Here is an 11,594-nt window from a genome sequence, read left to right as displayed (position 1 = left end):
GCGACGAGGCTCTGCCACGGCGTCTCGTCCTGGTGTTCTGGCGGTTCGGCCCCCTTTGAGCCGGGGACGGGCGGCGGATCGTTTCGGGCGCCGGCCGCGTGCTGATGTGCGCGGACGATGGTGGAGTCGACCGAGATGTCCCAGTCGATCTCACCAGCGGCGTCGGCCGTGGCCTGGACCTGCTGAAGCAGCCGTTCCCAAGTACCGTCAGCCGACCACAGCCGGTGCCGTTCGTAGACGGTCTTCCACGGTCCGAACCGTTCGGGCAGGTCACGCCACTGCACGCCGGTCCGAACCCGGTGCAGAATCCCGTTGATCACCTGCCGGTGGTCCCGCCACCGGCCACAGCGCCTGTTGCTGACAGGCAGGAACGGCCGCAGCCGTTCCCACTCGGCATCACTCAGATCACCCCGCCCCATGCCCACATCAACGATCCAGGCGCAAGGCAGTCACATGATCGACCGGACAAGTCCTAGTACTGCAATCACAGTTACTGATAGGGCGGTTGTGAGCTCTGTCGGTGGCTGTGGTTGTGTTCTGTCGTGTCTGTAGATCTTGGGGTGGGGCAGATCGAGGCCTGGCAGGGGATGTTGTCCGGGCTGCATGAACGGTTCGCTGGGCGTTTTGCCAGGTCCGAGCCTCGGGCGCGTGCCCTGACGTATATGGCGGGGTTGATCGCTCCGCTGGAGCGGAAAAACGGGTGGACGCTGGCAGAGCGTGCGGGTGAGGGGCATCCGATCGGGATGCAGCGCCTGTTGGGCGAGGCGGACTGGGACGTGGACGGTGTCCGTGACGACGTGCGGGACTTCGTCGTGGAGACCATTGGTGCCAAGGACGGGATCCTGATCGGTGATGACACCGGCTTCCTGAAGAAGGGCACGGGGTCGGCGGGTGTCCAGCGGCAGTACACCGGGACGGCGGGCAGGACGGAGAACTCCCAGGTCGGCACGTTCCTGGCGTATGCGTCGGCGAAGGGCCGGGCGCTGATCGACCGGGAGCTGTACCTGCCGAAGTCCTGGACGGATGACCGCGAGCGGTGCCGGGCGGCCGGCATCCCGGACGAGGTGCCGTTCGCGACGAAGAACGAGCACTTCCGGTGGATGCTGCAGCGTGCGATCGATGCCGGGGTGCCGTTCGCGTGGGTGACCGCGGACGAGGCGTACGGGCAGGTCAAGCACCTGCGTGTGTGGCTGGAACAGCGAGGGGTCGGCTATGTACTGGCCACCAGGGTCAACGACACCGTGATCACGAGCGGTTGGCGTGAGGTCCGGGTGGACGGGCTGGTCGCCGCCTTGCCCCGGCATGCCTGGAAGCGCCTGTCCGGGGGCCCCGGTTCCCACGGCGAGCGCGTCTACGACTGGGCCCGGGTGGCGATCCGCCCCGTGTGGGAGGACGGTTCCGGCCACTGGGTCCTGGCCCGTCGCTCGGTCAAAGACCCCACCGACATCGCCCACTATGTCTGCTACGGCCCCGTCGCCACCCGCCTGAAGGACCTGGTCAAGGTCGCCGCGGCCAGGTGGGCCATCGAGGAGTCGTTCCAGGTCGCGAAGAACGAGTGCGGCCTGGACCAGTACGAGGTCCGCCGGTATCCGGGCTGGTACCGGCACATCACCCTGGCCATGCTCGCCCATGCCTTCCTCGCCGCCATGGCCGCCGCGGCAGCGAAAAGGGGGCAGCAGAAACGGTTCCGGCGCGCTGGTCCCGCTCACCGTCGTGGCAGAAATACGGCGGCTCCTGGCATCTGACCGCCCCGCGCTGACGCGCCGAGGGCTGGCCGGGTCCGGGTGGTGAACGTAGGGTGCGAACTCCCTGACTCCGGACGGCAAAAGAACTAAGATGATCTCGTCTATTGCATGGTATTGATGTTGCTCAAGGGAAGAAGGCACATGCGTAATTCGATGAAACTAATGAGTGTGACGGGCGCGGCTGTGCTGGGAGCGCTCGGTATCGCTGTGGCCCCGGCCAATGCCGCGACCGAGTCCACCACGGTGAAGGCCGCTGCCTCCTGCTACATCTACAACGTCTCCGGTAGCACTCTCAACGTCCGTAGTGGGCCTGGAGCGAAGTACACCCTCATCGGCACGATTGCGGCCGGCGGCAAACTGCCCTGCGGTACCGACAAGGACGGCGTCACCAGGGGCCAGAGCTACACCTCATGCGGTGGGGGCAATGGCTGGATGACTGTGAAGATCAACGGGCGAGATGGATGGGTCGCCGAAGAGTGTGTGGGCGTCGGCGTCTGATGTACTGATAGCGGCTGCCCCGGCCCGATGGGATGCTGTTGGCTAATTCGGGGTCTGCGTGACGTTGGTCTCCAAGACCCAGTTGTGGTCTTGGAGACCAACGTTGCTGTAGGGGGAGAGTGTCGATGTCGCTGCGGTCCGTGGCACTGGGGGAAATCCCAGAGGAGACGGCACGGGTTGCGAAAGCGGCTTTCCCCAAAGGCAGCTTGGCGATCCGGATCCGGGACGAGTTGGGCATGTTGTCACCGACGAGCAGTTCGCCGACTTGTTTCCGTCCCGGGGCAGGCCCGCCGGGGCGACTGGCTCTGGCCCTGGTGCTGCAGTTCGTGGAGGGACTGACCGACCGGCAGGCCACGAAAGCGGTGCGAGCTCGGATCGACTTCAAATACGCGCTCGGGCCCGAGCTCACCGATCCTGGCTTCGACTTCTCAGTGCTCTCGGAGTTCCGGGACCGCCTCACCGAGGCAGAGGCCGGGTGGTGAGCGATGGACGGCATCCTGGCCGCGGCCAGAGAAAAGCGCCTGCTCGCCGGTGGCGGGAAGGCGCGGACGGACTCCACTCATGTGCTGACTGCGGTGCGAGACCTGCGCTGACTGGAGATGGTCTCGGAGATGTTACGCGCAGCGTTGAACGCACTGGCTCAGGCATCCCCGAGTGGCTGGAGCAGATGGCCGAGCCGGACTGGTTCCGGCACTACGCCACCCGGGCTGAGGACTCCTACTTCTCCAAGGCCCGCGCCAAGCGGGAAGAGATCGGTCGGCGGATCGGCGCCGACGGCATGCGGCTGCTCCAGGCCGTGACCTCGCATGGTTGTCAGGCGGGTCTGGTGGTCAAGCCGGTCTCGGCGAGGCAGCCGTTTATGAGGTGGCTGCGGTACTGGACGTGCCGTAGGCCGCGCCGTATGCACTCCGCGTCAGCACACCCAGAGCAATCCGGTCCGACAAACGCTCACACGACGACTTCACCTGTCCAGGCCTCGGCACACCACAACCAACGACACACCACCAACAAAGTCACCGGTATTGCGCTTAGTAGTGATTGGTCAGGTTGGTGTGGCTGCGTTCTGGCAGCTCTTGATGATTTGTGAGCCGGTTTAGAATTTTTATGAAAGAAGGGTTTCCGAAAGGGGGATAGGGGAGCCTTTACTTATTTCGTGAGGGCTATTCGGTTGCCGCTACTGCTGTACGGCGGAAAAACTGATGTCAGTAATTGCCTGCTTGTAACCAGAGTCAGTATAAGCGTCTCCTGGCGCCTTTGGTGCGGCCGTGATCCAGACCAATACATAACGCGTTTTAGTCGGTTTCTCGGCTTTCAGATGCGCCGACATATCATTCGTTCTCTGGGTCGCGAAGGGCTTCAGAGATTCCACGGCTGTGCTCGGCGACATGCTGTTCTCCGCGTACAGTGAGACCGCTGTGTGGTCGCCGGCGTAGAGCAGCGTTATGGAAGCGCTGGAAATATTCTGATCCGAGCCGAGGTCGTAGATGATGCCGAAGCCCTTTTTGTAGGGTGCGAGTACCGGGCCATCCATAAATGTCTTGGAGCGCCAGTAGGTGGAGCTTTTGCCGTCGTACGTCTTGCCGACATCACCGGGTGCCTGCGGGGTTCCGTCCGGCGCGTACTCCTGCGCACCTTTGATTTCGACCGGCATGGCCGCCCTCGGCTTGTCGTCCTCGCTAGTGGTCGGTGTCTGTTCCTGTCTACCTGAGTCCCTGTTGCGGTGCAGCAGTGCGTCGGCGAGCTGCCAGCTGCCGAGCCCCAGTGCGGCGATGAGTAGGGCGGAGACCGCCCATTTCAGGGCCTTGCCGGTGCGGCTCTGCAACGGGGGCGGGGGCACGGGGACGGGGGCGGTGACGGCGGTTCCGGGGCCGCCGGGCGGGCGGCGGTACGTGCCCTGTTGGTAGGTGGTGCGCTGGTACTCCGGGGGTGCGGTGAAGACGGGCTCCGGCGGCCGGATGCGAGGCATCGCGGACACGGCCTTGGCCAGCTCGTCCGGGGTGGTGCACGGCTGTTCCTGCCGGGAGGCCGTGGCCCCGTCATTGACCAGGGCACGCATGGCGAGCTCGGAGAGACCGCGGTGCACCCCGGCCCGCACCTGGTCGGGGGCGATCAGGCCCACGCCCTTGGGCAGCCCGGACAGGCCGTAGGCATCGGTCTCGTACGGCCAGCGCTGGGTCAAAGCGGCGTAGAGCAGGGCTCCGATCGCCTCCGTGTCCGCCCGCTGAGGTCCGTCGGAGGTGATGCCCCGCAGGGCCGCGTTCACCGCGAGGCCACGGATCCGGTACTGGCCGGTCGAGCTTCGCAGCACCGCCCCCGGCGTCAGCCTCAGATGGGCGAGACCCTCACGGTGAGCCGCAGTCATGGCCTGGGAGACCTGGCTGACGAGCTGGTACGCGTCGTGCGCTTCCATCGGTCCGGCCGCCAGCAGGGAGGTCAGCTCGGTGGCGTCCGGAAGCCACTCGTGGACGACGTAGACGAGGTCGTCCTCCTCCACGGCGTCGAGCACCTGCACGAAACGCGGGTCGCCGAGCAGCGCGGCGGACCGGGCCGCCGCCAGCACGGAGCGCGCGCGGGGATGGTCGGCGGGAAGGACATGAACCCCCACAGCGCGGCGCAGCTTCTCGTCGACAGCGCGCCAGCTGCTGAATCCGTCCAGACGGGTGACGCACTCCTCGAGCCGGTAGCGTCTGGCGAGTTTGTGCCCGCTGTGCAGATCGGGGGTTGGCAGAGAGGACTCGGAACGGCTGATTTTGCCGTCCGTGTCCTGCGACTTCACGTCCGTCGAGTCCTGCGCTTCTGCCGTCCCGTCGGCCGTGGCCTCGTCCGCCTTGGCGGCCAGCAGTTCCTCACCGCTGTTGTCGGCCACGTCGACGGCAGCCGTGCTACGTTCCGCCACCGTCGTTCCTGCCTCCCCATCCGTTGCGCGATGCCAGCCAGCTCTGCACAGTCACGCCAATTGTGCCCACACTCCAGCGCTATGCACGACACGCCAGAGGCCGCGATGGTTGTGCACCAGGGTTCTCAGCGCCCGAGCCGCCCACGAACCATGCCGACCAGGCCGTTGATCTCCTCGATCCGCATCCGCTTGCCCGCGGCGACGAAGACGCCCAGCAGCACGGCCCCACCCAGGACCAGCGCGACGAGCGAACCGAGGGCGCCCTCGCCGAGGCCCATGAGAACGGCGAAGCCGATCCCGCCGCCGAGCACCGACGCCGGCACGGCGGCCAGGCACAGACGGGCGTAGGTACGCACGACGTGCGCGCCGTCCAGATCGCCGCCCAGCCGGTTGCGCAGCCGCCGCCAGGCGACGCCCACACCGACGGCGTAGGCGAGCCCGTACGAGGCAGCCATGCCGACCACGGCCCACTGGGCGGGCAGGACCACGTAGCACAGGGCCGAGGCCGCGGCGTTGACCGCGGCGACGATCACCGTGTTGTAGAAGGGCGTGCGGGTGTCCTCGTAGGCGTAGAAGCCGCGCAGCACCACGTACTGCACGGAGTACGGGATCAGGCCGAGGCCGAACGCCATGAGGATGAAGCCCATGGAACGGGCGGCCTCGGTGCCGGCGGAGGAGTACAGCAGGGTGCACATCGGCAGACCGAGCGCGAGGAACAGGAACGCGACCGGCACGATGGCGACCGCCGAGTTCCGCAGCCCGTGGGAGATGTCGTCACGGACGGCGCCCGGGTCGTCGTCGTGGGCGGCGCGGGAAATGCGGGGCAGCAGGGCGGCCATGACCGACACGGTGATGATCGCCTGCGGCATGCCCCAGATCAGCTGGGCGTTGGAGTACGCGAGGAAGCCGGTGCCGTCCTTGCCGGACAGCTTGCCCGCCGAGGTCGCGAGCTGGGTCACGACGATCACGCCAGCCTGGTTGGCCAGGACGAACAGGACGGTCCACTTGGCCAGCCTGACCGTCTTGCCGAGGCCGTGTCCCCGCCAGTCGAAGCGCGGACGGAAGCGGAAACCCGCTTCGCGCAGGTACGGGACCATGGCCAGGGCCTGGACAACCAGGCCGAGCAGCGTGCCGATGCCCAGGAGCCGGACGCCCTCCGGCGGGATCGTCTGGACGCCCATCTGGGATTCGGCGGAGGTGCCGTAGACCCAGATGAACATGCCGAACGTGAAGATCATGACGATGTTGTTGAGGACCGGGGTCCACATCATCGCGCCGAACCGGCCGCGGGCGTTGAGGATCTGGCCCATCACGACGTGGATGCCCATGAAGAAGATCGTGGGCAGGCAGTACCGGGCGAACGTCACGGCGACGCTGTTGGCCGCCGCGTCCCGGGCGATCGTCGGCGACATCATGTGGATCAACCATGGAGCGGCGAGAACCACGAGCGCGACGATCACCCCGAGCGCGACCATCACCAGGGTCAGCAGGCGGTTGGCGTAGGCCTCGCCGCCGTCCTCGTCATCCTTCATGGAGCGGACGAGCTGCGGAACGAAGACCGAGTTCAGACCGCCGCCCACGGTGAGGATGTAGATCATCGTCGGCAGGGTGTAGGCGATGGTGTAGCTGTCGCCGAGCAGGGCCGCGCCCAGTGCGGCGGTCATCACGAGCGTGCGGACGAAACCGGTGAGCCGGGACACGAGCGTCCCGGCGGCCATCAAGGCGCTCGACTTCAGCAGCCCGGAGGCCCGGCCGCCGGACTTGCGCGGTGCGGGCGCCGTGGCCGGCTCGGGTTCGGCCGCGACGGGGGAAGCGCCCGCCGGCCCCTCCTGGTCGCGGTACAGATGCGCGAAGGCATCCGGCTGCTCCCGGTCCTGGGACGCCTGGCCGACGAGATCGTCCACCCCGACGTACTGGGTCGCCGCCGAGGCGTCTCCGTACGGCAGGTGGCGCGACGGGCCGTCGGGCTCGGGCGGAGGCGTCTGGGCCCAGACGCGCGGATCGGGAGCGTACGGTGCCGGAGGAGGCTGCTGGTAGAGCGGCTGGGGCTGCGCATGGACGCCGGGCGGTGGCGGGGGGTGCGCGGCACGGTCGTACAGCGCCTCGTCCACCGGGTCCTGGGCGGACAGATCCTGGGCCCGGTAGGGGTCGTGGTCGTACGCGGCCTGCAGGTACGGGTCGGGCACCGGCGGAACCCCGCCCGGGCCGGGCGGCACCGGGGGGCCGCCGGAGGACCCGGCTCCGCCCGTACCCCGACCGCGGTCACCGTCGTACGGCGCGTTCATCGAAACCCCACCTCATCGTCCCCGGCCGACCGGCCACGACAGACATCGCTCAACGTTCCACTTTCTCACCCGAGCCCGATGCCTCCCGACTGTCCGGACCGGTGTCCGGCGCAGGGTCACCCGGGTGCTCCGGTCCGCCGTCGCCGTTCCCGTCCGGTACGTCGCCGTTCCCGTCCGCGTCGGCGGCGTTGGCCCGCTTGCGCTGGGTGTACATCCTGATGCCGGCGAGGACGAGCAGCAGCAATCCGCCGGCGATCACGAGCAGCACGGTCGGGGTGAGCTCCGAGACCTTCACGGTGAAGGCCATCTCCTCGCCGTACGGTGTGCCGTCCTCGGTGTAGAGCTGGGCCGTCATCTGCACCTGGCCGTTGACGTTGGCCGCGGCGTCGAACTTCACCGACTGGCTGTGGCCGCCGGAGATCCGGATCGGCTGCTCCGCCACGGCTCCGTCGTCGTTCAGCTTGAGCCGGGTCGCGTTGTCCGACTTCAGGCGGAGAACCAGGTTCTCCACGCCCTGCACCAGCCGGTTCTGCACGGTCACGGGGATGGTGGCGCTGCGGCCGGACAGGGTGACGTCCGACTTCGGGATGAGCTGAACCTCGCCGACGAGGCCCTGGAGATAGGAGCGAACGGAGTCCCGGTACTGCTGGGCCTCCAGGGGCCTGCCGCGCCACGACGTCGACACGGACCGGTTCACCGCGTTGCCGAAGGGTGTGACCACACGCTCGGGCTGGGTGAGGATGACCTGGAACTTGTTGAGCGAGACCTGAGTGGACTTGATGTCCTGGAACGCCTGGGTGGGCAGTTCCTGGTTGCGGAGCTTCTTCGGGTAGCGGGAGGAGCTGGGGACGGTGCTCGTGGCGTCCGCGTCGGGCCTCTCCTCGGCCGCGTCCACGAGCCCGAGGGGCCGGGTCCAGCGGTCGTCGTCGAGGGCGTGCAGGGCACTGGCCATCGACTGGGCCTGGGCGACCGTCGGCATCCGCTGCGGCGCGACGACGATGCTGCGCTCCGCGTCCGTGGCCTGGTCGGTCAGGGCGAGGGTCTGGGCGAGGAACTTCTGCACAGCGAGGGTGGAGCTGCCGGTCTTGGACATGTCGCCCTCGAACGCGGTGGAGAGCCGGGCGTCGGCGACCACCGCGGTGGTGCCGCCGCCGATCGGACGGGCCGCGGTCGGGGTGTACAACAGCCCGCCCGTCTCCTTGAGGCTGTCGCTGCGGGCGATCACGTTGTGGGCGCCGGCCGAGGTGGCGACATCGACGATCGCGGGGTCGATCGCTCCGTCGACGGGCCAGGCGAAATCCGTCGACGGTTTCACGTGGAGGATGGTCTGCACGCTCGACGCCGCCACGTCCGTGGCGGTCTGCAGATGGCTGAGGGTGCCAGACACGTTCTTGCCGCGGTGGGCGATGGCCGCCAGGTCGGGGTCGGCGAACGGAAGCGCGACGACCTCGCCGTCGGACACCGCGGCCTCCAGGGCGGCGAGCCATTGCTTGGCGACAGCCTCGTTCTTCCCGGCGACGGTGGTGTCGCCGGCCTTGACCCGGTAGCCCCGCGCCATCGCGTCGACGCTGGCCAGCAGATCCGGATCGATGACCCAGGTCACCGGCAGCCGACTGCCCAGCGAGACCATCTGTTCGAGGCGCCCGCCGGGGGCGAGCTCGCCGGCCAGCGTGTCGTCGGCGAACACCGGGGTCTGTTCGTCGTCGGTGCCGGTCTCGGCGGTGACGTGCGCGGACGCGATGAGCGGCCAGAGGTAGGTGAGCTTCGTCCGGGAATCGCGTTCCTCCTCCTGCCACGGCAGGAAGGTGCGCTGGATCCCCAGTACCTGGTCGTACTGGGCTCGAGAGGTCTGCCCCGACAGTGAGACACCGATCGGATACACGCCGTTGTCGCCGAGACCCAATTTGCCGACCGGAACCGACAGCGTGAAGTCCTGGCTGATCCCGGAGGGGAGCTTCGGGAGCTTCACTGTGTACTTGCCGCCGAGCGGGGCGGGATCGTTGCCCGGCACGTATCCGGAGCGCTTCGCCGCGTCGTCGATCGATGTCCGGCCGACGATCCTCTGGCCCACCCGCAGATCGACCCTCGCGTCGGTGATCGTGGCCTTGCCCCTGTTTGTCACCGTGCCGGCGACGGTCAGCGTGTCCCCCTTCGTCGGGGCGCTGGGAGCCACGGTGTTCAAGGACACCTTCACCGTCTCGGACACGGAAGGAGCCTTGGCGGGCACGTCGGCAGGCGCGGCGGTCGCGGTCGGTCCGGCCAGCAGAGCCACGAGGAGAGGGGCCCCGGCGATGGAGGCGGCTGTGCGCCGCAGCCACCGGCGGGCAGGAGAGGGACCGATCCCCTGATTGTCTGCCGCCTCGGCCACGCGCCTACCCGTCCCTCGTCGTAGTCAGATGGTGTCGATGGTTCTCGGTTGCTGCGTCCACGCATGGTAACGAGGTGCACGGGTGCCGAGTGCTGCGGTGTGCGCTACAAGATCGGAAGAGTCTCGCAGGGCGGGCCGGAACCCGGACGACCAGGCCGGTCCGGGCACGTACCCTTTTCTGTTGTGTCGAATGTGTCGAACGCCAACGAAGACAGCTCCAGCGCCCTGACCCAGGTGCAGCATCGCGCAGTCAGTGAACTGCTGCGGGTGTCACCGGTCGCCGACGACCTCGCCCGCCGCTTCCAGGATGCCGGATTCCGTCTCGCTCTGGTCGGCGGTTCGGTCCGGGACGCCCTTCTCGGCAGGCTCGGGAACGACCTCGACTTCACGACCGACGCCCGCCCCGACGCCGTACTGAAGATCGTGCGGCCGTGGGCCGACTCGGTGTGGGAGGTCGGCATCGCCTTCGGCACGGTCGGCGCCCAGAAGGACGGCTACCAGATCGAGGTCACCACCTACCGGTCGGAGGCGTACGACAGGACCTCGCGCAAGCCCGAGGTGTCCTACGGCGACTCCATCGAGGACGACCTCGTCCGTCGCGACTTCACGGTCAACGCGATGGCCGTCGCGCTTCCGCAGAAGGAATTCATCGACCCCCATGGTGGGCTGGAGGACTTGGCTCAGCGGGTACTACGCACACCCGGTACGCCCGAGGAGTCCTTCTCCGACGACCCGCTGCGGATGCTGCGTGCTGCCCGTTTCTCCGCACAACTGGATTTCGACGTGGCACCCGATGTGATCACGGCGATGACGGAGATGGCCGGACGCATCGACATCGTCTCCGCCGAACGTGTCAGGGACGAGCTCAACAAGCTGCTGCTGTCCGCCAACCCCCGCAAGGGGCTGGCGCTGCTCGTCGACACGGCTCTGGCCCGGAACGTCCTGCCGGAGCTGCCCGCCCTGCGCTTGGAAAGTGACGAGCATCACCGCCACAAGGACGTCTACGAGCACTCGCTGACCGTCCTGGAGCAGGCGATCGACCTGGAACAGGACGGCCCCGACCTGGTCCTGCGGCTTGCCGCCCTCCTGCACGACATCGGTAAGCCGAGGACGAGGCGCTTCGAGAAGGACGGGCGCGTCTCGTTCCACCACCACGAGGTGGTGGGTGCCAAGATGACCCGGAAACGGATGACCGCGCTCAAGTACTCCAACGAGATGGTCAAGGACGTCTCGAAGCTCGTGGAACTCCATCTGCGCTTCCACGGCTACGGCGACGGCGAGTGGACCGACTCCGCGGTGCGCCGGTACGTACGCGATGCGGGGCCGCTGCTGGAGCGGCTGCACAAGCTGACCCGTTCGGACTGCACCACGCGGAACAAGCGCAAGGCCGCTGCCCTGTCCCGGACCTACGACGGCCTCGAGGAGCGCATCGCGGAGTTGCAGCAGCAGGAGGAGCTGGACGCCATCCGGCCTGATCTGGACGGCAACGAGATCATGACCACTCTGGGCATCGCCCCCGGGCCGATGGTCGGCAGGGCCTACGCCTTCCTGCTGGAGCTGCGGCTGGAGCACGGCCCACTGGGACACGATGCAGCGGTCGCCAAGCTCAAGGAGTGGTGGGCCGCCCAGGGCTGAACGGCCAGGCTCCTGCCCGGTAGGGGCGTTTCGGGCAGCGGGAGACAAAGGTGCGGTCGTCGTCATGTTTCACGTGAAACATGACGACCACCCACACAGGGGGGGGGGTTGGAGGGGTAAAAAAACCCCCGCTTGTTGGGCCCCCGCGGGGGCGGGGGGGTGTGGGT

7 protein-coding genes and 2 pseudogenes are annotated in these 11,594 nt (G+C 67.8%); 4 read left to right on the top strand and 5 right to left on the bottom strand.

Annotated features, from left to right (window positions below; genetic code table 11):
- On the bottom strand, positions 1 to 419 hold a 419-nt coding region (locus ACFYY6_RS18555; RefSeq protein WP_389194140.1), incomplete at its 3' end, for an IS5 family transposase.
- A 168-nt stretch (positions 420 to 587) separates the two neighbouring features.
- Here ACFYY6_RS18555 and ACFYY6_RS18550 point away from each other — a divergent pair.
- The 3 genes and pseudogenes from ACFYY6_RS18550 to ACFYY6_RS18540 all read left to right on the top strand — a co-directional run.
- Entirely contained in the window at positions 588 to 1,745 is a 1,158-nt protein-coding gene (locus tag ACFYY6_RS18550; protein ID WP_389194165.1) for an IS701 family transposase, read from the top strand.
- Positions 1,746 to 1,886: 141 nt separating this feature from the next.
- The gene (locus ACFYY6_RS18545) at positions 1,887 to 2,243 is read left to right on the top strand and encodes an SH3 domain-containing protein (RefSeq protein ID WP_351525396.1); all 357 of its coding nucleotides are present in this window, start codon (positions 1,887 to 1,889) and stop codon (positions 2,241 to 2,243) included.
- Between the two features lie 125 nt (positions 2,244 to 2,368).
- Positions 2,369 to 3,042: pseudogene (locus ACFYY6_RS18540) on the top strand (transposase); the annotation flags it as partial.
- Positions 3,043 to 3,056: 14 nt separating this feature from the next.
- On the opposite strand, the pseudogene ACFYY6_RS18535 reads toward ACFYY6_RS18540, so the two are convergent.
- From ACFYY6_RS18535 to ACFYY6_RS18520, 4 genes and pseudogenes are all read right to left on the bottom strand, one after another.
- Positions 3,057 to 3,152 (bottom strand): annotated as a pseudogene (locus ACFYY6_RS18535) (IS630 family transposase); the annotation flags it as partial.
- Between the two features lie 265 nt (positions 3,153 to 3,417).
- Positions 3,418 to 5,139, bottom strand: a complete 1,722-nt coding sequence (locus ACFYY6_RS18530) for a protein kinase family protein (RefSeq protein WP_351635852.1) — start codon at positions 5,137 to 5,139, stop codon at positions 3,418 to 3,420.
- A 125-nt stretch (positions 5,140 to 5,264) separates the two neighbouring features.
- Complete coding sequence (murJ, locus tag ACFYY6_RS18525; RefSeq protein ID WP_351635855.1) at positions 5,265 to 7,424, bottom strand: murein biosynthesis integral membrane protein MurJ; 2,160 nt, start codon at positions 7,422 to 7,424, stop codon at positions 5,265 to 5,267.
- Positions 7,425 to 7,473: 49 nt separating this feature from the next.
- Positions 7,474 to 9,792 (bottom strand): DUF6049 family protein, encoded by a 2,319-nt coding sequence (locus tag ACFYY6_RS18520; RefSeq protein ID WP_388651131.1) that lies wholly within the window; start codon positions 9,790 to 9,792, stop codon positions 7,474 to 7,476.
- A gap of 192 nt (positions 9,793 to 9,984) precedes the next feature.
- Here ACFYY6_RS18520 and ACFYY6_RS18515 point away from each other — a divergent pair, with 192 nt between their 5' ends.
- Complete coding sequence (locus tag ACFYY6_RS18515) at positions 9,985 to 11,427, top strand: CCA tRNA nucleotidyltransferase (protein WP_351525397.1); 1,443 nt, start codon at positions 9,985 to 9,987, stop codon at positions 11,425 to 11,427.
- Positions 11,428 to 11,594: the final 167 nt, after the last annotated feature.

Origin of the sequence: Streptomyces sp. NPDC001750 (assembly GCF_042892615.1) — a bacterium.
Classification (GTDB): domain Bacteria; phylum Actinomycetota; class Actinomycetes; order Streptomycetales; family Streptomycetaceae; genus Streptomyces.
Note: the sequence above shows the minus strand (reverse complement) of the source record. Positions and strands in the feature narration are given on the sequence as shown.

Bases quoted from the DNA above. Each gene is read 5' to 3' on its own strand.
- ACFYY6_RS18550 (WP_389194165.1), top strand. From the start codon at position 588: ATGTTGTCCGGGCTGCATGAACGGTTCGCTGGGCGTTTTGCCAGGTCC.
- murJ (WP_351635855.1), bottom strand. From the start codon at position 7,424: ATGAACGCGCCGTACGACGGTGACCGCGGTCGGGGTACGGGCGGAGCC.
- ACFYY6_RS18545 (WP_351525396.1), top strand. From the start codon at position 1,887: ATGCGTAATTCGATGAAACTAATGAGTGTGACGGGCGCGGCTGTGCTG.